A 24500-nucleotide genomic window follows, 5' to 3' on the forward strand; every position below is an offset into this window, starting at 1 on the left:
GTCGGCGACGTTCGCGGGGCGGCTGGATCATCGTCCGCGGATCGTGCTTCCGTACGGCTCGTGGGCATCATGCGGGAGGACGTCGATTGGCACAGCTTGATGAGAGGGTGCAGCTTCTGATCTCCGCGCTTCAGAGGGGCGGAGCGACGGGCATGGCTTCGGAGATACTCATGAGCATAGAAGAGGCCGAGTCTCCGGACGATACGGCGGACCTTGTCGGGGACGATGACGACGAGGGCGAGCCTGTGGCGCCGATGCCGGTCGAGGACGAGGACGCGCGTGGTCGTCGCCAACTTCGCATCGCGAACCTCGTGGTCGAGGGACTGCTGGATCGGGAGATCGATCTCGTTCCCGCCATCCGGGATGAGCTCTCCGCTCTGAGTATCAGCGCCAAGCGCAGCGAGAGCGTGTTCCGCGTCGAGGACGTCGTCGTCGCTTCCAGCGCGCGGTCGGCTCGTCCGCAGCACGGGCTGGCGAGCCAGGAACGGCTCGTCGCATTGAAGAACCTGCTGGCTGCCTGGAAGGCCGCTTGGGGACCTGCGTTCGAAGGGACCTGGCGTGACGTTCGCTGAATGCCTCGAAGCGGTCGAGAAGGCGGCGGAGGCGCTGTCGATCGTCGCCCCCGACGTGACGTCCGGCAAGGGCAAGGCGTTCGAGGCCTGGGCCATGCTGGCGATCGCCCGGCATCTGAGCGACATGGGGGCGACGATAGCCGCGGTGGGATGCGACGATCAGCCCGTGACGACGTTCGTGGTCCGCGGAGGTCCCGGGCACATGCCTGCCGCTTCCGACGACCCGGCGACGGCCCCTTCTCACATCGTCGTCGAACGCACGGAGATAGGACCGCAGGGTCAGGAGGTTCAGATTCGCAGCGAGATTCATCTGAGCCTGCGGCACCGGTCCGACAGTGGAGCGACGCATGAACTCGATCTTTCGGTGCTGCCGGGCCGTGACGCGTTCGCATGTCGCTGGCGTGGTGGTGGTGCGTTCGTCGGCGGTGTCCTCGTTGCGGTCGAACTGAAGGCGTACGACGGAAGAGAGAGCCTGAATCTGATGTTTGCTCGAGCCCTTCTGGGAACGATGCTCGACCTGCAGCCTTGGCGCGTGATCCATGACGTCGAGCTCCACATGAGCGGGAACTACAGTCGGATGCTCGTGCCGCTCTCCCGGCCGGCCACGATGTATCTCGTGACGACGACGTCGCTCTACGACAATTCGCGTAGATTGCTCCGTCGGCACGACGGCGTCGGCATCGAGCGGGTCTTGCCGAAGACGGGTGCTCATCGGCTCGAGCCCATCGCCAGGGAGATCTTCTACTTGTAGCGGTCCGGAACTCGGATCTGGCCGCCGACCGCCACGAAGATCCGGCTGTTCACCAGCACCCCGAGTTCGAACGTCGCTTCGAGCATGAGTGCCTCTGCGGGCCCCAGTTGCGAAAACGGTAGCCGGCAGTCCTTGGGACACATGGGATCGTATGCGTCACGAAGGTCATGGGGGATGCGCGGGGCGCTGGTGCCGCCGCCGTTCTGCGACAGCACCCACGTCGTATGCGCGGTCCGGTCGGCTGAGGTTCGGCCTGCGGGAGCTCCCAGCAGGCCTTCCACCTCCTCCAGCGTCGTTTCGCCCGGGATCCGCCTCAACGGCAGGATCGGCGTAGCGGAACCCATCTGCGAGAGCGGCACGCGTACCAACGCATCACCCGAACACAGCAGTTCGAACACCGCGTACGACCTCAGGTGGACCGGGACTCCGGTCCCTGCGGTGGCCTCTACGATCCCGCCCAGCGTTGCGGATCCCCCCTCGATCTCCTTCAGCAGGGCCTCGCGCACGCGTCGATCCCTTGCCGTGATGCCTTCGATGCGCCTCTGCCTAGCTTCGATGTCGTCCGTCATTTTTCGTCTCGCCTTCGATATCGGCGATGCCGATCCAGACACCACGATCGGGCGCATGCCCGATCGTCTCGACGTGATGCCCGCTTCCGCGACGTGCCGATCGCCGGTCAACCCGGTGGAGCGAGTCCGGTCGGCTGGACTGGGACGTGTCCACTGTCGTCGCCGACCGCCCCTGCCAGGATCCCCAAGAGCTTGTTGGTGAGCTTCTCCGACCCGTAGTCGCCTGCGAGATCGGCCCAGGCCTGCCAGCGGTCGAGGCGCGTGCAGAGCCAATCGTAGAAGTCGTCCCGCTGACCCTCCGTCTCGAACGACAGGCTCCAGACCGTCCGCAGCACCGGCATCGGCCCGCCCGCCCGCTTCGTCAGCACGATGCTCCACCTACCCGCTTCCTTGCGACGCAGGAACGCGGCGTCCCAGCGGATCGCCTCCCGCTCCAACCTTTCGAACCTCGCTTCGCGTCCCTCCGGTCCGAGGCCGAGTTCGCCGAGCATCGCGATGGTCGCCGCACAGGGACGGTCGCGGCGGACGTCGTAGGGTCGCGTCGCGGTCAGCAGGTGCAGGACGGCCCAGCCCTCCTCCGTCAGCTCCGCGATGCCGTGTCCGTTGTCCTGGGGCACCGCCAATCCGCTCGACCCGAGCCAGACGTCGAACATGCGTTGGAAGAGCACGTTGCCGCCGAAGAGGTCGTTGAGCTGTTCCCGATGGCCGGGGACGCGACGGACGGTGGCGGCGAGGACGGCGTGGATCAGTTCGAGCAGTTCCGGCGGCGGTCCGCCGTTGCGGTCGCCCATGCCGAGGCGACCGTTCCACAGCGCGGAACGCGGCGACGGCCACGATTGCCCGGTCGCGTCGTCGACGTACGCGAAATGGCCCCCGTGGGCTTCGATGCGGAGCCAGTTGCCCCATGGCAGTTCGGGATCGATGCTCATGGCGGTCACATCCTGTTCCGGTAGGGATCGTTGACGGTCGAGACCGGACCGGGGTCCGCATCGCGGGGGTCGCGGCCCTGCGCGATCGCCATCAGCTGAACGGCCAGACGGAGGCATTCGCGGTACACGAACGCCTCCGTCCGATAGACGGGATCGGCCACCCCGGCGAGCAGGGCCTGGTCCTTGTGGCGCTTGTAGTCCGCTTCCGGTTTGACGTCCCCGAGATGGTTGCAGGAGAAGCCGAACCACCAGGCGTCGTCGTGTCCCCTGGCGACGTCGTTCTCGTAAACGTTCTGCCCCGACGACCGCGCGCCCCGTGACGACCCCTCTCGGCCGGAGGGATGGCAGATCGACACCGGCTCGGGTTCCCTGGCTTGGCAGGCTGCAGCGTAGTCGAGCCCTCCGTGGACGCCGACCAGATGGTCGCCCAGCGTCTCCGTGCCGCGGCCGAACAGCGGGTGGCTGGGTGGAACGGACACGTATCCGCACAGGTGCTTGCCAACCGGCGATCGGCGGATGATGCAGCCGTAGCCGGTGGCCATGTCCGTCCAGCTGATCTTGTCGGCCTCGGCACTCCACGGCCCGATCTGGGTCGGGTGGACGGCTGGAACGCGGAAGACGGCGTCGACCCTGACGACGTCGCTGCTTCCGACCAGGGCGTGGTGCGTCTCGCGCGTGGCGCGGGCGGTGGTCGCCAGGGCCTTCCCGGGCTTCGTGGTCTTCTTCGGCATCTGCGAACTCCTTGCTGGGCTTCCATTCACGATGGGGCGGGTTTCGGTCTTCGTAGGCGCGCGTCGTTCGGGCTGGCCGTCGACCGTCGCTCGTGGTCCCGTGGTCCGCCGCGAGCGGCACGGGCCCAGCCGTCGTACCGGGCGTGGACCGACCGCGGTCATGCGCCCTGCCGGGGCATGAACTAATGACGTCGTCGACCCTCCGTTCGGTTTACGGTCGCCGGGAAATGTGGACGCGCATGCCGGAGCGCCAACGATACTGAGGATCAGTTTCCGAAACGCGAGGATCACTTCGGAGTGATCCTCGAGACCGTTGCTGCGGATCGAGGCACATCGTAGGGGCGAAAGCGGATGGATGCAGGCTCCGGGTGGCGCACGAGCAGCCATGCCAAGCGAGGCGGACATTGCCGGGAACCGCGCCGGGAGACCGCATCGGAGTGGGCGCCGGACTTGACGATGCTGAAGCTATTGCGGCACGTATTTTCCATCCCATGGGAAGCCGATGATCGCAGCGTGCGATCATCGGCTTCGGCCAGCGCACCTTCGTCCGGTCGGCAGGCAGGTCACGACGCGTTCGACGTATCTCTCTACGACTTCGCTTGGGGGCGGAGTTCCGCGATCGTGTCGAGCATGGCGGCGATCCTCTCGGCGCCCTGCGGACTATCGTCCCATAGCCGGCGCACGCTGGCCTCCAGCTTCGACCAAGCCGCATCCTTCCGCCGCGAGGGTGTCGCGACGGTCTCGATCTTCAGTCCCAGAACCTTGCAGATCTGCACGACGTTGTGGCTCACCGTCTTGAACTGGCCTCGCACGATCCTGCTCACCTGACCCGCATCCACCTTCGACAATCGGCCTATCTCCGCGTTCGTCAGGCGCTTGCGCCCACGTGCAGCTGCGATCCGTAAGCGAAGAGTCGCGAGATGATCCGGCGTTGCCTTCATGCAAAAACGCATGTACCAATCAATGTGAATTTGCAAGGAACTGCGACATGGATGACGAAATCCGCTTTTACCGTGCGAGCGAGCGTCCGTGGGGCGCGTTCAGCAACCTGTTCCGTCGTGAGATGGAGTTCGAAGGGGAGCGCTTCGTCACCAGCGAGCACGCCTATCAGGCGGGAAAGGCGCGTAAACCGGAGGTGCGCCAGTGGCTGATGTCCGCGCCGTCACCGTCGCTCCTCGCGATGGCCGCCCATGGCCTGTACTATTGGGACGTCGCTCCGGGGTGGTCGACGAACAAGTTCGGGCGGATGCGGGCGGTGCTTCGCGCGAAGTTCGACCAGCATCAGGACCTGCGCGCGCTCCTGCTTTCGACGGGCACCGCGCGGCTGGTCGAGAGCGCGACGGTCGACAGCGACGTCAATCGGCTATGGGGCGAGGTGAACGGCGTGGGGCGCAACATGCTCGGAGTCATGCTCATGGAGTTACGGGCCCAGTACCAGTGCGAGGATGCCGGCGGGGGCGTGCTTGTCGCTGCCGAGTAGCGTCGGCCCGTCGCCGATCGATCCCGGAGGCGCCCTCCTTCATCAGGCGGATCAGGGTAGGGAGAGGATGCGGCGCGCATGCATGGCGCCCTTCTCCTGGAAAAGGCCTCTGGCTCCGGCATAGCCGCAGTTCTCGGCTGCAAGTCGCTGGCCGGCGACGACGCCGCGCACCAATCCGCCGAGAGTCATCTCGGGGCCCGGCGTGCCGCGGCTGGAAAGAAGCCAGTCGATCAGGCCTACGCTAACCATGTCGCCGGAGCCGCACGTGTCCATGACGCGATCGGTGGCTATGGCGTCGCACCACCGGACGTCTGTACCCTGACGCATCTCCAGCCCGGCTTCACCATGCGTCACGATCGAAATCGCGCCACTCGCCGCGGTTCGGGCGTCGAGATCACCGCCGAGCCGATCGGAAGAGTACTTTAGGATCGTCGCCGCCCTAAGTGCGCGTTCGAACAGCTCCTCGTCGTCGATGTCGGACGGTTCGAAGTAGACGACCGCTCCCGAGGAGCGTGCGGACTCCATGGCGGTCACGATTCCTACCGAAACGCGGTCCGAATAGAACACCGCGCAGGTACCGATCGCGCCGTCGGCATTGGCCGCCTCGTCGACTCCGATGGAGCGGTATCTAGGGAACTCGGCGTCGGTATCCAGGCACGTGAAGCGAAAGCGGTGTTCGCCGGTGGTCGTATCCAGTTCCTGAGCAAGAACCGGCGATGCGAGATCGGCGTGAAGAGAGATGAAGCTGACGTCGGCTCCCGCCGACTGGAACTCGTCCACGAGCTTCCGCCCAACGTCGTCGCATCCGAGGACCAGAACCGGCGCGACGGCGCGGTCGAGCATCGCAAGGGACACCAGGACGTTGCCGCAGGACCCGCCCAGAGCCTCGGCGGAGAAGCCGCCATCCGCATAGATCCTGTCGAGGACGGTGAAACCTGTCCCGACGACCTCCGGAGCACCGTGTTTCGTTCGCATGTTCACCTTATGTGCTCATTGATCGGCGGCGTCGAGGCAGAAATCCTCGACGTGAAGCCGCATCCTGCCATCAAGCGACGGCCTTATTGCACGCAACACCTCTACCAGCGCCTCAGGGCCGGTGATCTCGCGCCCGAACATGGAATGGGATCCTTCGGAACGGCCGCAGACTTCTCCGACGCTGATGCCCGCCGACCTGGAGAGGATTTCGCAGTCGTTCCCTCCTCGCGCTCCGCTGTCCCCGATGGTCAGTATCTGCTTGTCGTTCGGCGTTCGCGCCTGCAGTGCCGTGACCACGGCCATCTTGCTTGCAGATCGCGCTATGACGTCGATCGAGTGCCCGGATCTCGCCATGCGAAGCTCGCCACGCTGCAGTTCCGGCAGTTCTGCTATGAGGGCGGCGAGGTCATCGGCTTCTGCGGGTCGCGCGACCGTGATGGTTATCTGGACGGCACCGACCTTCATCCGGCCATCAACCGATGCGCGCGCATTCGTGCGCAGCCATCCGCCGACCCGCACGATCGCGTCGTTCGGTACCGGAGGCTCGTCGACCAGGTCCACGGATAGAGGGGCGAGGTGTCCACCGTTGTAGTAGCCTACGATGACGCTGTCGTGGATCTCCCGTGGCAGGGCTCGCCGAAGTTCCTCGCCGGCGGATCCGCCTCTGCCGGTGGCGATCGCGATCGAGACGCCGGCGGAGTGGATGCGTACGAGTTGTTCTATCACGACCTGCATCGGAGGATCGTACCGGGCGTCCGTGGAGACGATGGTTCCGTCGTAGTCCAGCACCACGCCCCCGATAGGTTTCGCCGACAAGGCGTCCCGGTGGGCGGCCGCGTCCGCCACGGGATCCGCTTCGGTGAATGCGGGGTCGTCTCGGACGGCGCATGCGTCGCGTTTCTGGCGTACGCACGGTGCCAGTGTCCGCGCCAGTTCGAGAAGCGACGTATCGGCGTAGAGGGTCCGTCCGAATTCGCCGATGCCCGGCTTTCCGGGATCGATGCCCACTGACGCACCGATCGCTTCGATCATTCCGAGACCGCTGATGGCTCCTACGGCGTTACGGTATCTGCCGCAGTCACCGAGATCGACTACGGTTCTTCTTACGTCGGCAGGCACCAACGCGTCGATCCGCTCCCACGTGTTCCGTGTCTCGATGCCGCAGAGCGCGATCAACCGAACGCGTTCCGGCCGGTGATGCAGCCATGCGTGGCGTCCATGCGCGAGATTCCGGAGGTCCGTCCGCTGGACCGCACACAGAGAAGCCTCCCACGCGGACGTTTCAATCAGCACGGCCAGGGTCGCCGCTCGCGGATCGGCTGCGAGCAGGATGGTGTCAGCGCCGCTCAGGTCGGAGAAGGACGCGAGGTGAGCTGCACGTGCGTCGGGTGACAACGACCGATCGACTGCCCCCATCCACGCATCGGCGAGAGATCGACCGATCGGATCGATCGAAGCGAGGTCCGACGCCATCAGGAGGGCGCCGATGGTCGAGACGAGCGAGTGGGTGGCGAGGAAGCCGTCCTTGTGGTCGGCGACCGGGACGACGTGGACGCTTCCGTTCGCCTTCAAAGCGGACAATGCGGCACCTGCGGAGTTGCGGGTCACGATGACGACCTTCTCCGCTCCGCGCGCATTGGCAGCGAGAACGGCTGCTACCGTGTCGGGATTGTCGGCGCCGGCGCTAAGGATCCATACGCTTGCCAGACCTAGGTCGCCGTTACCGAGAACGAGTTCCATCGGAGTCGCGATCACCGTGCATTCGCCGAACAGCGTCTCACGGCAGCGCGCCAGAAAATGGGCGGCGACCACGGATCCGCCGGATGCCACGACGATCGTCCTTCGTCCCCGCGTTCCCCGTATCGCGGCGGCCAAGGGGCCGAGATCCTGATCCGCCAGCATCGCGACCGACCGTGGCAGGGCGTCCAGCTTCTCCGAGAAGCGCGTCATGATCGATCCACCGGCATGTCGCGATCATCATCGATCCCGAGGATCGTGTCGAGCACGTGTGAACCCGCCGTGTCCTGCGGATCGGTCGTCTGGACCTTTTCCGTCGGGGCGTTCGGATAGCCGCCGTACGCCGGTCCCGAAAGCAGTAGATGGACGATTTGAGGTGCCGCGTCAGTATGAGCCTCGGGCGCGTATTCGTATCGGACCGTTTCGAGGTACTGCACGGTGAGATCGTACTCGATCGCGGTCATCAGAGCTCCGGCCGCCATGACCTTGCTGCCGATCGGCGAAAGGAAGATTTGAGGTTCGAAGATGCCCGCCACGGTATTGTTGAACCTGCGGGTCAGGGTCGAGAGCGTTCGGTAGGTGTCGAGTGGATTGCGCTCCGACACGTAGACCAGGTCTCGCGGATCGACGAACCATTCGTTGACCATGCGGGACTGGTGTTCCGCCAGCAGCGCGTCCGCCCGCCTCGGATCCTTCGCGGGAAATGGTACCATCGGACAGATCTTGTAGCATTCTCCGACGTAGCTGTTGATCGCGTCCAGAGCCGCTCCGCGTCCCTTCGCTAATTGTGGGACCCACATCTTCGCGACCGGCCTGACGCTGGACATCTGAGCGGACCCGGCGAAACCCCGCACCGCGATCGGTCTGTCGCCGGGCTCGCTCGAGATGCGATCGTCGAGGTCGGGATCCGACGCTATCATGAGGTGGAACGATCGTGTCGTGCTGCGCTCGCAGGCTTCGAGCAGTATCCGCGCGGCTGGGAAGCCCACGCCGATCGACAGCGCGCTCATGTCGAGAACAACGTCGGTGACGTCGTTATCGATCGTGAACTCCGACAGCGCCTTCGCTATGCGCAGACCACCGATCGGTGCCTCGTCGTCGCCGAAGATGGGGACGGCGAGGACCCTGCTCTGCGGCATGATGGCCTGAAGCCGCGCCTCGTTCGCATCGGCCGCCGCGACGAGACCGGCATCGGGGCGTCCGCGCTCCTCCCTTATGAAAACTCCCTCGACCCGATCCCCGAGCGTGGTCGCGAGCAGCTGTGCCACGTGCCGCGAGCGAGGATCGAATCCGGCGGCGGCAACGAAGAGGCATCGGCGCGTACCACCCGAGAAGTACTCGGCGACGAAACGGTCCACGCCTTCGTCGAAGTGGGCGATGCAGTTGTCCCAGTGAGGCCGCACGTCAGGCGCTCAGCGTGGCGAGTTGGTCGACCCGTCGCTCCAGGAAGCCGCCGCGCTTCAGGGTGAGGCCGTGGGCGAGGCAGACGATGCCGCTGAGCTCGATCAGGCACCAGTTACGGCTGCCTTGGCCGTAATCGCGCTGAACGACGATCGCACCATGAGCGACGGCGAACTTGAGGATCGAAGCGGTATCGTCCTGAGTCTCGAGCAGGGCCCTGATCTCCCCTTCGGGAATGCCGAACGCGTTGGCACCGGCGTCGAGCCGTGCGTTGGGCAGCAGGGACACCGCACGGCAATCTCGTGCCATCGCATCCACGAGCGCGCGGACGCGACGCGCGTAGGCGAACGACCAGCCGTCCATGATCTCACGTGCCTTTTCGCGCAGCGCCTCCTGTTGGATCTCCGCCGGAAGCGCCGCCTGCTTGCCCCGTATCGCGCGGGTCTCCATGCGTGCCACAAGCGTCCCGGCGAGCTGGAGGAACAGCTCCGCGTTCTCGTTGCTCGCATCGCACAGGTTCTCCAGGCCGTAGTGCAGGGGGCGTCCGTAATCCTCATTGAGATGCAGCCTAGCGGCTTCTGCCACCCCCGGCCCCGCCTTCAGCGGCGTGGATGGTTCGGGATCGAACTCCTCGAACAGCGAGGGGGCGACGCTGGCGACGCGGTTGGCGTAGCGATGCATGAGGATTCGCGACATCGCCACCGCCACCTCACGCTGGCGATCGTACCCGGGGCTCGCATCGATGTACTGGGCGACCAACGCGTCGATGGACGCCCGCCTGCTCGTGGTTATACCGAGTCTCTTCTGATCGCGTTCGGCGGCGGAGAGGAGGTCGCGGTATTTGGCGTCGCTGATCGCCGGCGGCTGCGTCGGGACCAATGCCGAGAACTGCGTTGCATTCCGCGTCTTCAGAGCCTGCACGAGCGGCAGATATCTGTTCGCCATGTCCGCGGCCATCGTGCGGAACTGCCGTCGCTCGAGCGTGCGATCCTCCCGTCCCTGCATGAACACGTTGATGAAGTCCCGGTCCGGCTTCAGATTGTGGGTCTCGAGATTCTCCGGCGACTGGAGCACCGTTCCCGGGCTGAGAGCGTCCAGTCTCATCATCATCCAGCGCCCGAACTTGATCTCCCGGCGGGCCAGAGCGACGAATATCTGTTCGAACTGCATCGGATGCAGGGCGTGGACATCGTCCAGCATCGCTAGCGGGGAGAGCTGGAGGGGTTCTCCGTCCCAATCGATCTCGATCGCCCTGATGGCTTCGAAGGGCTGATACGGTGCGGTGGCTTCCGAAGGAAGATCCTCCAGCCGCGGAGCCACGAGTCCTGCTCCGATCGATGAGATCGCCCGCTGTACGCGCAGCGCACGGTCCTGCATCCCGACGGCGGTCACGCCTCCGTAGTCCTCGATCCGGGTCTCGGCGCCCTCGCGCGGGACGAAGCGTATCCCGTCGAGATCCCTTCTGCCGCCGGCGGTGAGGTTGCGGATGAGGCCGAGGATCGTGCGCGCCTGCAGAAGCCACAGCACGAGCTTCGTCTTGACGCCGTCGTCATACGGCAGTTCCCAGAAGTCGCGGTACTCGGATTCCATGGGCAGGCGGACGGCCGCCACGCTGGGACGACCGTCCCGCAGGAAACCCGCCTGATCGAGTGCGGAGGCGAGATCGCGATTGGTCGGGCTCGTCTGATCGCGCATTATGGCCTCGACGAGCCTGAATTCGGCGAGGGTCGCGAGCATCGTCTTGCCGCTGCCGGGAGCACCGACGATGCGGACCGGCACGTCGAAGAGGTCGTCTCGGCGCGGATGCTTCGCCAGGAAGGTGGTCAGCGGCGAAGGGCTCACTATCGCGAGGAACGATGCGTCGTCGCGTATGTATTCGGTCGCACGCCGAAGAAAGGGATTGGCCATCGTTCAGCCGTGTCTGTCGCGTCGACGGAAGAGCGGCACCATCCGATGCCCGAGCGTACCCTCGGTCTCGGCCCATAGCAGCGGGATGCTGTTGTTCGGAGTGTTGTGCTCCAGGACGATGGGCAGTGCGCAATCGGCGTAGCCGAGCTTCATGCTCGTCTGTCCCGCTTCGTCACAATGCTTCTTGAGCCGTTGGTAGAGTTGGTCGTCATAATACTTACCGCACATCTCGATCAGATTCTCGTCGCGCACGGCATCGAGCGGAAGCGTCTCCGGAAGCAGGACGCCCTGCGTGATGGAGATGTCACCGAACGAGCGCTCCGTCCAGTTCCTCCTTGCGTCATCCACCCTTTCCTCGAGCGCCCGACGCGCCTTGTAGGTCGACAGGTAGTGGTGGATGTGGAGAGAGTAGCCGCGCGCCAACGGGAATGCCCCGTCCATCTCGCGCCGCGCTTCCTCCACCAGCGCGTTGAATTTCGTCAGCTTGCCCTTCCACTTGCCTCCGACTTCGCGGATGAATGTGGTGCCCGACGCCGTGAAGTCGTCGATGAGGTACACGTGTTCGAACCTTGCGTCCGCGTCCTTCTCGGCATCGCAGAGCTCCTTGCCCAGGTCCTGCCACTTCTCGATGCCGATGTTCATCATCGGTGCGATCTGTTCGGTGCTGAGCTTGGTCGCGTTCGCACGTCGAAGAATGTCGATGCGGCTTCCGTCGCTCAGGCCTATGAAGAGGCAACGACGGAGAATGCGCTTGAATGCCGTAGCGCCTTCGGTGGATCCCCAGACTTCGTGTGCTGCGATGCCGGCGGCCTGCGCCGCCAGTCGACGAAGGTGCGGTGTGACCGTTTCGGGCACGAACGCCTCGATGGTGCGCTGCATCTCGGCCGCCGAAATGTACACCAGGCGCTGCCGAACGAAATCGTAGGCGGTGTGACGGTCTTCTGGATCGAACTGCTTCAACCAGGTCGCAAGATTCTCGATGAAGCGGGACCCTGCGCGGAAGTCCGAGTATCCGTCGTACTTCGCGGACGCCATCAGGCGCAGCCATGCGTATTCCTCGGTGGCGGTGCCGTCCTCTCCCCAGCCCATGATGTCGGCGATGAGGCGCAGTCCCAGTGTGTTCATTCTTTTCCGAGCGCCCAGCTGTTTTCGGGTCTGCCCGCTGAGGGCATGTCAACCTCTAGTCGTCATACCGTGGAGCTGACAACCAAGCGTCCGATCGATCCGGTCCGATCCGGTGGCATCTCCTCGCTCGCGGAACCGCCGGTCCGCCGTCGTCGATCCGCCGGCGGCGAAGTGCCGTTCGGTTCGGGCGTAGGCTGCCTCGTCGCTCCGGGCGGCTCGCCATGGCTGCGCGGGACCAGTATGATGTCGGTGCGGTGCGGTGACGTATGGGCACGCCGGATGGCGGGACGCTCGCCGTTACCCGTCAGGTCACCGAACTGAACGCCCGGTCGTAGTCCGTCCGGAGCCAACCTGCAGGTGACGGCTTTGGTCCCAGGACCGCTTCCACCATCCGGTACGCGCGTGCCGGCGAGAGTGCCGTGTTCGCCGCGATCTCCGCCGTCGAGATCCATTCGCGGGCCAGACTGACGACTTGTGCGATAGGGATGAGCAGAGAGCGGCGTCCGGCCGCCGCGGTGATGAGCCCTGCGTCGAGCAGACGCGGTCCCTCGGTCTGTTTGAGATTCAGTACCGCCATCGCGTCCAACTGCGACATCGCGGTCGAGAGATGAGCGTCATCGCTCACCCCATCGCCGTTCTCGACCGCAGAGAAGCGCGCGACGTCGGACTGACGAACCAGCATCCGGTCCGCCAGAGAGCCTTCCGCCGGTGACAGCCAGCATGGAAGCGCGCCTGCGATGACCGCAGCCAGGACACGGCGCCACGGCTTCAGACCGCCACCGATCGATCGCATCGCCGGCTGGAGGCCGACGGCATCGGCAGGCGGCGGCGTCGCGCGACATGCCCGTTCCACGCTCGTGACGTAGTCCTCGAGCGAAGCCTTCACGGCCCTGGGTTGTCCATGCAGGGTAAGTGCGAAGGGATGGCGTTCACGCTCGATCGCCCCGCTCCCGATGATGCGCTCGCAGGCGTAGAGCGGTGCACCTATGCTCTTCACGACGACACCGATCGGCACCGAATCGCGCCGCGCGGCCGCGGCGGCGACGATCTCGGCCTCGACGTACTGGACGCGTCGATATCCCCCCTCGTGAACGGCCTCCTCGGTGAACACGCCGTTCTGCGACGCCGCGGCCAGCTCCGCATGGGTCACGCATAGCCGTCGCGCTGATTCGCTGCCGAGTATCATCGCCCGATCGATGCCCGAGAAGACGCGACCGACTTCGACGAAGACCTCGGGGATCGCATCGCGCAGCATCGCCTCGACGGCGTCACCGCCGGAACGGGGCGTCGCCGCACGCAGAAGCGACGCCTTGAGGCTGCGTCGGGCCGCAGCCGTACGTCCGTCGTCCGCTGCGATGGCGCTCCGTACCGCCTCCCTCAGGGCACCGGGCCAAGCCTGCAGCAGTTCCGCACCCGTAGCGACGGATCGTGCCCTTGCATCGCCGGGCATGTCGCAGACGCCGCCGCGTCCGACGCGGCCGCCCGCATCCAGCGCCGTTCCGAGGCGGAAGGCGAAGTCCAGGATCGCGACCGGATGCAGAGCGGCGAATTCCGGGGCCATCGCGGCGAGCCGGCGGGACCGCTCCTCCGGAACCGGCGACCCCAGTTCTGCGAACATGCGATAGCCGGACGCGAGTTCCGTCGTCAGGAACTCCGAGCCGACGGGGAGTACCTCGCAGTCGGGATCGTCGCAGTGGCCGATGCCCCACGCGGACCGCCAACCCAGAGGGCGAAGGCACCGTGGGCAGGCGTCGATCAACCGTTCCAGCGTCTCCGGGCAGTAGTCGAGCATGAGGTTCATCCAAGCGGCCCGATGGTGGGGAGCCGATGCCAGCGCCGAGGGCGCGACCCGCCGTCGGCGTGTCTCCAGGTGCGCGCGGACGAGGGCGCCGCTCCCCCAGCGCACGATACCGTTCCGCTCTGGTCCGATGTACGGCGTCGCGGCCGCCCGGACGTCGTCGGGGCGGCACCCCAGCCGTGCCGCGAGCGCCTCCTCGTACCCGGACGGCGTCATTCCGATCGTCCCCGGGCGGACGCGGGAGAGGCCGGCGGCCGTCAGCGTGGGCGTCACGTTGCCCAGGACGTTGAGTCGGGCCGAGGTGGCGATCATGCCCGGCAGGCTGGACCCCGGCACGGGATGAACCGGCCGGACCAGGGGCGAGGGCGGCTTCACCACCGGTCGGGCTCGGGAAAGGGGTTCTTACCGACCCACCGCGCGGGGATCGCCAGATGCCTGACGGCATGCGACAGATCGTACGGCTCGATCCGCTCCGCGCCCCTGGCGCAGGCGTGTTCGAGGGCTGCACCCACTATCCTGCAGAACCGGCCCGTGTATCCGCCCGCCGCCTTTCCAAGCTGCCGGAGCACCTGCGACTCGCCGAGGCCGGAAGGGGACACGAGGCCCGACGCCGTGATCGCGACGTCGAGCGCATCGGCGAACGTCTTGAGCGCTTTGCGGTCGGCGAGGAGCCTGGGGTTCACGGGCATCAGTTCGAGGGGTACGCCAAGGCGCCCCCTGAGCTGTTCGTTCACCTCGAAGATGTTCTTCGCCTTCTCGTTGCCGGAGAACAGGATCGGGACGATCCCAGTATCGAGCATCGACTTCAGCGCGTCCGCCACCTCGTAGTTGTCGTTGGTGAGCTTTCCGAGAAGCTGGATCTCGTCGATCGCCAGGAGGTTCGTCCCCACCGCGGGGAGCAGCTCGGCGCAGCGTTGGCGGAGGATCTCGACGCTGTACCGACCGAGCGCCTCGGGATCACCGAGTTTGACCAGGATCCTCTGGTACAGCATCTTGACCGTTATCCGCTCCGTCAGCTCGAGGTGGATCACCCGTCGCGGATTGCACGGCGTCACGGCGTTCAGCCGCCTGGCCATCTCGGCGATGGTCCTGCTCTTGCCGGCCTGCGACGGCTCCGACAGCGCTCGGCCGGGCAACGGTACGCCGCTCATCCCGGAGCACGCGTTCGTGAAGGCGTTCACCTTGCTGATGAGCGCCTCCTGCTTCGCGGTCGGAACGTAGAGGTCGAGCATGAGACGGACGGCGTGCGCCGTCCGTTCGCCGTTCGTCTCGTAGTCCGGCCGGGCCGAGCCGGTGAGAGGCGAGACCGGGGTGAGGTCGGTGCGGGCCATCATTCGTCTCCCTGGAAGTCTGCATCGTCCCAATCGGCCCCATCGGCATCGTCGGATACCGCCGGGCCCTTGGCCTGGCCGATCGTCTTGGGGTCGAAGCCGACGCCGGGGCGCCGATCCGTTCGATCGGGGCGCGCGACGTGCGCGTCGGCGGTGCCCTGGGGCGCCACCTCGACGCCTTCGGGCAGGATGATCGGTCCGCCGTTCAGCTTCTGTACCTGCGGCGCCAAGGCCAGCGAGGTCATGGCTGACTTGCGGCGGAAGGCGGCGGTGGGCAGCATCTCCTCGATCTGCCGCCGCGTCTCGGACTTTGAGGCCAGCTTCGCACGTTCGCTGCCGAAGTCCTCGCGACGGCGCTTGGCGGCGAGCGTGTACTGCTGATGCTCCCAGAACGACAGGCCGGCGGTGTAGGCGGGCTGGGTCGATCGCAACGGCACCCAGACGCCGTCCTCCTCGTCGTACACCTCCAACTTGTCGATGTCCCCGTCGTTGCGGCGGGCCGTCATCTCGAACCCGTTGCTCTTTCCCGATGCCCCGAGCCGACCCTTGTTGTTGTCCAGGATCCTGTCGATGGCACTGGCGTCGCGGTAGCGTATCCCGTCCTTCTCCACACCGTTACGCGTGATCTCGACACGGAAGGATCGGGCGAGGGCGGCCCGTACGGGACTCGTATCCTCGAACGCGGGCGTCGCCCTCGTCGCCACGCGACTGGCCAGGACCTCGATCGGCGACCTGCCCTGCAGGCCCTTGGACGGACTGACGTTGTGCTGCGCGATGACCTGAGAGACGATGGCGCGCAGCTGATGCATGGTCAGCTCCGCTGCGGCCGAGGCCTCGGCGAACCCGAACTCGGTGGCACGGCGCGGATCCATCAACGTGCCCGGCAGCTGCGCCAGGCTTTCCTTCAGGGTCCGGAAGAACCTCTCCAAGGCCGCCTTCGCGCTCGGCATCTCGACCGGTGCCGGGATGACGGTCGTTCCGGCCGCGTTGTAGCCGGCGATCGTCTCCGGCCCGATCAACGCCTTTTCGTTGTCGGGCAGCACAGCCGCGAAGCGGCCGAACACGAGCTTCAGAGCAGGGTAGAGCTGCACCATCCGCTCGGGGAACTTGTCGGTCTCCATGCAGTGGAGGAACGCCTGCGCGGTCGCTTCCGCGCGGTTCGGACCCGGATACACGTTCCAGCCGAAGATCGCGTGGGACACCGCATCCATCAGCGCGACGATGCGCAGCTTCAGCGCGGGGATCTGCCAGTCCTCGTCGAACACGACGATCTGTTCGAGCTGGGTCGCATCCATGAGCCCGAGTTCGAGCACGTGATCGACCAGCATCGGTTCGCCGGCTCCCCGATACTTGCGGTCCGCCGCCTTGGCGCCGTGCTTGCGTGCCCAGGTCTCGTAGCATTCGAGCTTCATGATGCGCAGGCGCAGCGTCTGGCGGGACGGATCCTTGTAGGGGATGATCCGGCCGGACGGCAGGGACGCGTTCAATGCGGTGATCAGGTCGCCCATGAAGGATTCCGCCATCACCTGGCTGATCCCGGCACCGGAATAGAAGTAGAGTGCGGCCTGCGTGACGGCGGCGTCCACTTCGGGCTCCAGCTGCGAGCGGTTCCTGGGTCGTCCAGCCTGCGACACCAGCGAGCCGATCCTGTTCTCGCCTTTGGCGAGGCGGCGGATCCAGCGCCGCAGCGACGATCCGCTCGGGCGCGGATGGGCGAAGTCGCCCTTCACGTGTCCATAATGCGCGTCGAGCCAGGCTTCGCACGCGTCGTCCGTGCTCTTGACGGCGTCGATCGACGCACGCCAGCTCAACGACATCCGCCACTTCGCCTTGTCGTCCTTCAGGGATGCGATCGTCTCGTCCAGCAGCAGGAAGCGCCGCTGCCGTTCTACGGCACCTTCAGGAAGCGGTCCGATGGCCGTCAGTCGTCCCGCACCGTATTCGGTGCGCATCCACTCGGTGGTGGTGCGTCCCAGCGAGCCGTCCGGGTTGCGTACGGACAGCAGCGAGTTGGTGCGCAGGCTGCGGAGTTCGACGTTGCCGTCGTGATCGACCCTCTCCAGCCTGACACGCGTGTCGCCGTGGAGGAACTCGGCGCCCGCGCACAGGCCGTGATCCGACAGCATCCGGATCGTCTGGGCATCCGGCCTCCGACCGGTCGGTTTGGGGAGAAGCGGATTGGTCATCGTGCATTCCTTTCAGAACGGGAGGAAGCTTTGGGAGAGGCAGGGGCCAACTTCGAAGCGGTCAAAGGTCGTCTGGACGAGCAGCAAGGATCGGGCGCGACATGCCGGGCTACGGCGTGGCGTCCGGCGCGGTGGCCATGTGGCCATCGAGGAGGGGCGGCGGCTGACCGTTCAGCGCGCCGATCATGTCCCTCATGAAGGATTCAACCATGACCCGGCCGATGCCTGGCTCGAAATGGAAGTGGATCGACGCCTGCGAGCGGCGGCGTTGACTTCAGGCTCGACCTGCGACCGGTTTTTCGGCGTCCGGTCTGAGGCACCAGCAAGCCGATCACGGTCTCGCCCTACTCGAGGCGGCGCATCCACCGCCGCAGGGACGAACCGCTCGGACGCGGATGGGCGATATCGCCCTTCACGCGCCCGAAGTGCGCGGCGAGCCAGTGGTCGCATGCGCCGTCCGTCTTCTTGACGGCGTCCATCGTCGCACGCCGGCTCAACGATTTCCGCCACTTCGCCTTGCCGCTCGTCAGGTGAGCGGCCGTGGTGGTCAGTCGCATGACGCGCGCCTGCCGTTCTCCGCCTCCTTCCGGGATCGGCCCGATGGCCGTCAGTCGGCCCGCGCCGTATTCGGTGCGCATCCACTCGGTGGTGGTGCGTCCCGACGAGCCGTCCGGGTTGCGGACGGACAGCAGGGAATCGGCGCGCAGGCTGCGGAGGTCGGCGTTGCCGTCCTGATCCACCCTCTCCAGCCTGACGCGCGTGTCGCCGTGAAGGAACTCGGCACCGGCACACAGGCCGTGATCCGACAGGATCCGGATCGTCTGTGTGTCCGCGCCCCGGGGGGGGGACTTGGATAGAAGCGGATTGGGCATGGTGCAGGTCCTTTCGGGAGGGGAGGGGGCTGCGCCCCGTTGGGTGGTCGACCCGAGGGCCGGCCGGAGCCGGCGGAGCGCAGGTGACGGATCCGGGTCTCGTGGACCGGCATCACGAAGCGGCTGCGGGGCGGTGGCGTCCGACCCGATGCAGCGTGGAACCGATCTCCGGCGCCGGTCGCGGGGCCGGAGACGATGGACCGTCCGGTGGTGTCGGACCGGACGGTCGGCGAGCGGCGTCGCGACGCTCGGAAGCTTGGAGGCTCAGGCGCCTATGGAGTGGATGTCGGTCGCGCGCAGGATCGCCGGAGCGGCCGAGATGCGCATGTCGGGCGTCGCCGGTTCAGACAGGTCGTAGGCAAGATGCCTTCCGACCATCAGCGCGTTGATCGTCTGCAGCGCGGTGCTGGGCCGGGCCCCGAGGATCTCGCCGAGGCGACCGAGAGCGACGTCCCCGCCCGCCAATCGGTCGCGCGCGAGATCCACCTGCTTCTCGGACACGCTCGTCAACCGGTCCGCGAAGACGGTGGCGACGTTGTACGCGCGCCGGCGATCGGCCTGAAGCGCGTCGCCCGTGATGCGGGCGAAGCTCACGTCGATCGACGCCAGCCCCTCCTCCGCGGCGTTGCACAGCACGTGCGTGTCGGGCTCGGCGAAGTAGCCGTCGCTCGCCTTGACCTCGGCGCAGGTGATCGTGCCGTTCGTATCGACCCAGGTCGCGTCGGGACCGTACGACCGCAGGACGGTACCGCCATTCGTCCAGACGGTCTCGATGCCGTGGAACTGGTACTTGACGATCGTCGGCTCGCCTTCGAGGTACTTGGCGAGCAGGTATTCCCACGGTCCCTCCCCCTGCTGGCCCGTCCCGGTCTTCGCGCTGAGATACGAGAACGTCAGCCGCTTGCGTCCGAAGTTGACTATCGTCTTGGGCTCGATCGACCGGGCGCCGAACGCCGCCGACCGGAATTCGGCTTCGCCGATCTCCGGCGTCGCGGTGGTCCAGTACGGTTCGTGAGCGCGGCCGCCGCCGCGGCGGCACCTCGCGGGAAGGGCGTCGAACACGTCAGGAATGACGATGCGGGATGCGATGGTGCTCATGTGCTGGCTCCTTGAGGGTGCTCGTTGATCGAGCTTCGTTCGCCTGATGGGGCGGTCGTGCAGGGCTGAGGCCGCGATCGGGCCGAGCGTTCGTGGAAGGTGCGCTCGCGGTGCCTCGTGCCGGCGGTGCCGGGCGGGCGTCGTTCGCGGTCGTCGCAGGGTGGACTTCGATGTTCGAGGTCGCGGTGTTCCGCATCGCGGATGCCGGTCGTGGTCGGTACCGGTGCCCGCCCCCCTCGCCGATCGAGCGGGCGAGGGCCGCGGTCCGGCGCCACGGCGGTTCGTCAGGTCTGGTCGAAGTCGTAGTCCGCCCAGACGTCGCTGCTTGCGGTGTCGAGGGCGACGATGACATCGCCAAAGGGGATCGTGTTGCCCCTGATGCGCTCCTCGATCGAGGCACGGTTCGCGATCAGGACCGGGCCGAGCACCCTGTCCTTGCCGAAGCCCAGGACGCCCGTCGCGAACATGTCTTCGACGCCGGCGCGTGCGGCGGCTGCCTGCTCGTCGATCCAGCTCTCGAAGTCCGAACGCTCCTGTGCGTCCATCCTCCGAGCTTCGGGGGTGATCGATGCGAAGGCATCGAGCGAGAAGGCTTCGACTTGATCGGACATGAGATGCTCCTTGGGGGGGGAGGGGTTCCAGCAGGCCGGTGGCGTGGCGGAACCCCTCAGTCGGGCACGGTGGACGTGGGTGGCAGGATCTACCGGCCGTGGACGAGTGGGGTGACCGCTTGCGTTCCTGGCCCGGACTGAACGGCGATCGCTTGCTGCGATCTCGCCGTGTCGTCCCGTATGGCTGGTCGCGGAGCGGATCCGCCCGGGGGATTGGCCGACTGCCGGAGCCGCTATCTGGGCGGCCGGTCGCTGCGGAACGTGCCGCTGGGGCGGACCGATGGTCCGCTCCTGGCGAGCAGGTGGAGCGTGTGGTTGGTCATGCGACTCCTTTCGTGCGGCGAAGGCGGCGCCAGCGCCGAAGCGTGTGGACGGAATCGTGCGGCCCGTAGGTCGCGGCCAGGGACGGACTCCAGTTGACGTGGAGCCAGATCGCCATCGCCTTTGCGCCGTTGGGTACGCCGGCGCGATCAAGAAGATCGCACTGCACGTTGCCCTTCTCGGTCGGCGTGTCCGCGACCGGCGGAACGGGGTCGGACGCAACGGTCCGGGTCGGGACCGGCTCGACGCGACCCGAACGCACCAGATCCTCCCAGACGGCGACCCGGGGCATCCTGAGATCCCCCGGCGTACTCTCCTCTTGGAGGTAGATGGACCCGTTGGCGACGTGTGCCAGGAGCAGTCGACCGTCGACGTGCGCAAGCGCCCTGTAGCGCTCGCCGTCGATCTTCACGACGCGGCCCACGGTCGGCAGCGCAAGCGCGGCGTCCGTCGCGACCGGGCAGGATGCGCCGGTCGATGGGGAGGCCTCGCCGACGCGACCAATGGACCCGGTCGGACGATGAGCGTCATGGCTGTTGCTGTCTTCGTTCATCATCACGACCGCAACTTAGGAAGGGTCAAGGCCAGACTCAACCCCCTTCACGGTGATAGACGCAAGAAAAATGAGAAGCGCGAAATCGGACGTGGATTGGCCCGGAGGAACTGACGGACCGGGTTCGATGCTGTCGAATCACGATGTTAGCGGCCAGTGCAAACGGTAATGCATCGGCGGCGCCACCGGCTATTCGGCTGGGCGCGTCATGGCGTCGGTGGGGACGATGCTCGTCATCACTGCCACACTCGATGCATTATCAAGCAAAGACCCAGCTCCCCTGCCGGTGTGCGGGTCGACAATCAGGGTAAGTCATGATGGGCCATCGATCGCCCGGTGGTGCTGTCGGATCTGGTTTAGCCCTGACGGGTGCTTGAGAACGACACGCCATCGACTGGAGACCCGTCGGCCGGTGGACCCGGCCCGACGGTCCGCGCTATAACTGCCTCGGTCGTTGTTCGTCGTCACGACGCCAGGCTATGCATGGCGAACGCCGGCCCCGAACCCCTGCCTGATGACAGAGTGAGCGAATATGGAAGAGCAGGATTTGCAACCCGCCGAAGTGGATGCGCTGCTGGAATCGGTCTGGCCCCGAGGCGTACCTGCGGAGGAACGCGCCATCCTTACGTCTCTCCCTTCGGACCGTCGACGGAAGATCATCAAGAGGTTAAATGCGATGCATCAGGCCTCCTCGCCCGATGCCGATCTCCCGGCGATCATCCAGGCGGGGGGGATGGGTCGGAGCACGTTCTTCGCGCTGCAGAAGCGTTGGAACCACGAGCGCAGCGTCAAGGCGCTGTTGCCCTTCGCTACCAGGCCCCCGCGGCGCAAGCCTCTGCCGTCGATGGGAACGCCGCAACCGGGGAACGGCGACGATCGATCCGATGCCGCCTCCGCGGTCCTATCGCTGCCGGCCATGCGACTTCGCGAGCGCGAACGGATGCGTGCGGAAGCGGCGCAACCCGCCGTCCTGCTACAACGGTTCGGGCACGAGTTCGTACTGGACGTGTCCGCAGTCGACATGATCGTCCAGGACGAACGTGGCCCGCGCTGGCGGATCTGCGCCTTCCTGATCGAACGTGCCAGCGGTCTGATCCTGTCGGCGGGCGCAGCCGGCTCGAACGAGGCCCCGCCGATGAGAACCGTTGCGAGGGAGGGGCACCGGACGGCCGCCGAACTGCGGATCGCGGTACGGGATCCCTCGCTGACGGTGGTGATGCCCGAACCACATGGGCACGAGGCCGTCCCATGGCTTCAGTCCCACAAGAGGCTCGGCGATGTCCTCGGCAGGGACAGGGTCCTGTTCGAAGGCCCGCGCAGGTTCGGTACGGCGTTGCTCGAGTCGGTGGGCGAGAAGGTGGGTGCGCTCGGACTGAGACCACGGGCTACGCCGCGGACGGTGCCTACACGCAAGCAGACGTCCGAGACGCCCGCCCCGTCCTCCGATGACATGGAGATCCTGCTCGAAGTGCAGGTGGCCCGACACAACGAGCCGATCGTCCGGCGACTTCGTTCTCTCGGGCTGATCGGGGGAAAGGGCGATCCGCAGCCGCTGCTCGAGCTGCTCGATGCGGCCTACCCTCCATGAACGGCGGTCACCCGCCGGCCAGAGTCCGTAGCTCTTGGCGTAGCGCGTCGCGCGACGTCTTGGGGATCCGCGAAAGGGCTGCGTCGTCCTGCGGTCCGATCAGCTTCGCTCGGACGTAGTCCTGCGCCTCTTCCAGATCGACCACGTCGCCGATCCCGCACCTCGTCTCGGGTGGCCTGTGCGTCGTTCGTGCCATGAAGCCGATGCCGTTCACGTCCTTTCCCAACAGAGCGACGGTGCGCCGTCCGCCCGGCAGTCGGGGAAGGTCGCTTCCCGTCCTCTGGACGCCGTGGCGCTCGAGGGCCGCGATCAGGTCTTGCCAATCGGCCGCTTCGTCGATGTCCATTTCGATCGGCAGCCGCGCCGACGCCGGGAAGACGTCCTGGTCCGCGGCAACGCGTCCAAGGGCGTCGATCATCGCGAGGCACGTGGAGCGCGCGTTCCCCATCGACGTCGAAAGAGCGGCGCCGACGACCATGCGCCGCTCGAGATCGAGAACGAGCGTCGCGATGGGTGCGACGGACGTTCCCTTCCAGTCCACGGCCATCCTGACGGCGCAGTGATCGATGACGAGACCGACGCCCGCCGGTCGTCCCGCGAGGCGTTGACGGCGAGCCGCCGCCGCCGCCGCCCGTACGGTGGGACGGCTGGGGAAAGCGATGCCCATCGCCTCGGCGTGGCCGTAGATGCGTTTGAGGACGTGCTCGAGAACGGCATCGTCAGGCATGCCGGCCTCGGTCCCGCGCACCAGGGCCAACTGCGCGTCGTCGAGCCCCTTGGCATGCCGGTATCCCGAACGGCGACGCGTCGCCTTCGCCATCTCCTGCGGCTGCTTCCTTTCGGACCAGATCCGGACCAGGCGGTAGAAATGACTGATCTTGAGGCCGAGCTGGGCGGCGTGGGCTGCCGCGGATCGACGGCCGGGCGACTTGAGGAAGCTCTCGATGACCTGTATCCTTCGAGCGACTTCGGGCCGACGTTCGGGCTCAACCATGCTGAAATCGGGCGACGGCATAACAATTACCTCCAAAAGACTGGGATCGCGCCGCGGTCCTCTCCCCATGCGATGGATCGTCCCGATCGGAGCCCACTCCCGCCGCGGACCGAAAGCCGACGCCACGAGAGACTCGGCGATCGAGACCTTCCTGCCAGCGGTCCTAGGTTCCGCCCGTAGAGCAAGGCGGGCGCAGGCCGCCGCAGCAGAGCGGTCCTCGGCGATCGCGTCCCGGAGCAGCAGCCTAACGGCGACGCAGCGCTCGAGATCGGTCGTTTCCTCCAATCCGTCGGTGCACGGATCATGTGCGCGCCGAATGCACCGGTTTCGTACGACCCACCGTGTCTGCAAGCGTAGCCCAGTGTGTCGCGCGGGGCGTACCGAAGCCCGCCGCTACGATACGTGATGTGCTGCCGTCGGCCGGATGTGTGAACGATGCGGTTGATCTAGGGCGCCGAACCGCCGAAGTAAGCCGAAGCGGAGGATCACATCTTCCATCGAAGGTTCACTGCCGCCGGTCATGCAGCAGGCGCGGCATGGGCGTCAGGACGGGTCGGGATGGTTCAGCGTCCCCAAGTGGAACGACGAGCGGCGAGGCGGCACGTGGGCCGCGCGATGTTTACATCGATGTCAGGGGGATGTCGCGGATCCGGTCGACGACCGGCCCCGCCGGGGGGCGTGATCCACGCGCCACGCGTTATTCGTCCGACGCCATCTCCCCGTTCCACTCCCTGTGCATCGCTATCGTGGCCACGAGCATCGGACGCATCCGCCAGCCGATGCCGTTCCTGACGAGGGCCTGCGAACCGGGAACAGGCCTTTCGCAAGTTGTGACCGCCATGATCTCGCGACCTGCCCGCCGCCACGAGACTGCCGGAGCGAGTTCGATTTGTTAACGCGGCTGGTGGAAAAGGCAGGCTCGCCCCGACACCGGGCTGCGGAAGCGTCTTTCGCCGGGCAAATGATCTGC

The 24500-nt window shown here is 66.4% G+C and carries 21 protein-coding genes; 4 read left to right on the plus strand and 17 right to left on the minus strand.

Annotated elements, in window-relative coordinates:
• The first annotated feature begins 170 nt into the window (after positions 1-170).
• Complete coding sequence (locus IFS44_RS13080) at positions 171-572, plus strand: hypothetical protein (RefSeq protein WP_192098748.1); 402 nt, start codon at positions 171-173, stop codon at positions 570-572.
• Entirely contained in the window at positions 559-1323 is a 765-nt protein-coding gene (locus tag IFS44_RS13085) for a hypothetical protein (RefSeq protein WP_192098749.1), read from the plus strand. The genes IFS44_RS13080 and IFS44_RS13085 overlap by 14 nt, the downstream gene beginning before the upstream one ends.
• Here IFS44_RS13085 and IFS44_RS13090 read toward each other — a convergent pair.
• The 4 genes from IFS44_RS13090 to IFS44_RS13105 form a co-directional block, all read right to left on the minus strand.
• A complete protein-coding gene (locus tag IFS44_RS13090; protein ID WP_192098750.1) occupies positions 1314-1892 on the minus strand; it encodes a hypothetical protein in 579 nt (192 codons plus the stop codon). The two genes, IFS44_RS13085 and IFS44_RS13090, sit on opposite strands and share 10 nt — an antisense overlap.
• Before the next feature lie 107 nt (positions 1893-1999).
• Positions 2000-2821 (minus strand): hypothetical protein, encoded by an 822-nt coding sequence (locus tag IFS44_RS13095; RefSeq protein ID WP_192098751.1) that lies wholly within the window; start codon positions 2819-2821, stop codon positions 2000-2002.
• 5 nt (positions 2822-2826) lie between these two features.
• Positions 2827-3552, minus strand: coding sequence for a hypothetical protein (locus IFS44_RS13100; protein WP_192098752.1), 726 nt, complete (start codon positions 3550-3552; stop codon positions 2827-2829).
• Positions 3553-4139: 587 nt separating this feature from the next.
• On the minus strand, positions 4140-4376 hold the full coding sequence (locus IFS44_RS13105; protein WP_192098753.1) for a hypothetical protein: 237 nt from the start codon (positions 4374-4376) through the stop codon (positions 4140-4142).
• A 164-nt stretch (positions 4377-4540) separates the two neighbouring features.
• Between IFS44_RS13105 and IFS44_RS13110 the strand changes: the two genes are divergently transcribed.
• On the plus strand, positions 4541-5032 hold the full coding sequence (locus tag IFS44_RS13110; protein WP_192098754.1) for an NADAR family protein: 492 nt from the start codon (positions 4541-4543) through the stop codon (positions 5030-5032).
• Positions 5033-5083: 51 nt separating this feature from the next.
• Here the strand turns inward: IFS44_RS13110 and IFS44_RS13115 are convergent, their stop codons facing one another.
• The 12 genes from IFS44_RS13115 to IFS44_RS13170 form a co-directional block, all read right to left on the minus strand.
• Entirely contained in the window at positions 5084-6007 is a 924-nt protein-coding gene (locus IFS44_RS13115; protein WP_244650300.1) for a PfkB family carbohydrate kinase, read from the minus strand.
• A 15-nt stretch (positions 6008-6022) separates the two neighbouring features.
• Complete coding sequence (locus tag IFS44_RS13120) at positions 6023-7957, minus strand: HAD hydrolase family protein (RefSeq protein ID WP_192098756.1); 1935 nt, start codon at positions 7955-7957, stop codon at positions 6023-6025.
• A complete protein-coding gene (locus tag IFS44_RS13125; RefSeq protein WP_192098757.1) occupies positions 7954-9102 on the minus strand; it encodes a hypothetical protein in 1149 nt (382 codons plus the stop codon). The genes IFS44_RS13120 and IFS44_RS13125 overlap by 4 nt, the downstream gene beginning before the upstream one ends.
• Positions 9103-9148: 46 nt before the next feature.
• Positions 9149-11053 carry a hypothetical protein gene (locus IFS44_RS13130; RefSeq protein ID WP_192098758.1) on the minus strand — a complete coding sequence of 635 codons (1905 nt, stop codon included), beginning with the start codon at positions 11051-11053 and terminating at the stop codon, positions 9149-9151.
• Positions 11054-11056: 3 nt separating this feature from the next.
• Positions 11057-12178: a phosphoribosyltransferase-like protein gene (locus tag IFS44_RS13135; RefSeq protein ID WP_192098759.1), complete on the minus strand. Its 1122-nt coding sequence runs from the start codon at positions 12176-12178 to the stop codon at positions 11057-11059.
• A 304-nt stretch (positions 12179-12482) separates the two neighbouring features.
• Entirely contained in the window at positions 12483-14288 is a 1806-nt protein-coding gene (locus tag IFS44_RS13140) for a hypothetical protein (protein WP_192098760.1), read from the minus strand.
• A gap of 59 nt (positions 14289-14347) precedes the next feature.
• Positions 14348-15307, minus strand: a complete 960-nt coding sequence (locus tag IFS44_RS13145; protein ID WP_192098761.1) for an ATP-binding protein — start codon at positions 15305-15307, stop codon at positions 14348-14350.
• Positions 15307-17493 (minus strand): integrase, encoded by a 2187-nt coding sequence (locus tag IFS44_RS13150; protein ID WP_192098762.1) that lies wholly within the window; start codon positions 17491-17493, stop codon positions 15307-15309. The genes IFS44_RS13145 and IFS44_RS13150 overlap by 1 nt, the downstream gene beginning before the upstream one ends.
• 344 nt (positions 17494-17837) lie before the next feature.
• Entirely contained in the window at positions 17838-18365 is a 528-nt protein-coding gene (locus IFS44_RS13155) for a hypothetical protein (RefSeq protein WP_192098763.1), read from the minus strand.
• 264 nt (positions 18366-18629) lie between these two features.
• Positions 18630-19463, minus strand: a complete 834-nt coding sequence (locus IFS44_RS13160) for a hypothetical protein (protein ID WP_192098764.1) — start codon at positions 19461-19463, stop codon at positions 18630-18632.
• A gap of 284 nt (positions 19464-19747) precedes the next feature.
• Positions 19748-20074 carry a hypothetical protein gene (locus IFS44_RS13165; protein WP_192098765.1) on the minus strand — a complete coding sequence of 109 codons (327 nt, stop codon included), beginning with the start codon at positions 20072-20074 and terminating at the stop codon, positions 19748-19750.
• Positions 20075-20393: 319 nt separating this feature from the next.
• Positions 20394-20951, minus strand: a complete 558-nt coding sequence (locus IFS44_RS13170) for a hypothetical protein (RefSeq protein WP_192098766.1) — start codon at positions 20949-20951, stop codon at positions 20394-20396.
• A gap of 529 nt (positions 20952-21480) precedes the next feature.
• Between IFS44_RS13170 and IFS44_RS13175 the strand changes: the two genes are divergently transcribed.
• Positions 21481-22536 carry a hypothetical protein gene (locus IFS44_RS13175; protein WP_192098767.1) on the plus strand — a complete coding sequence of 352 codons (1056 nt, stop codon included), beginning with the start codon at positions 21481-21483 and terminating at the stop codon, positions 22534-22536.
• Between the two features lie 7 nt (positions 22537-22543).
• On the opposite strand, the gene IFS44_RS13180 is transcribed toward IFS44_RS13175, so the two are convergent.
• Positions 22544-23551, minus strand: coding sequence for a hypothetical protein (locus IFS44_RS13180; protein ID WP_192098768.1), 1008 nt, complete (start codon positions 23549-23551; stop codon positions 22544-22546).
• Positions 23552-24500: the final 949 nt, after the last annotated feature.

Source organism: Sphingomonas sp. CFBP 13706 (assembly GCF_014842355.1).
In the GTDB taxonomy this organism is placed as follows: Bacteria; Pseudomonadota; Alphaproteobacteria; order Sphingomonadales; family Sphingomonadaceae; genus Sphingomonas; species Sphingomonas aerolata.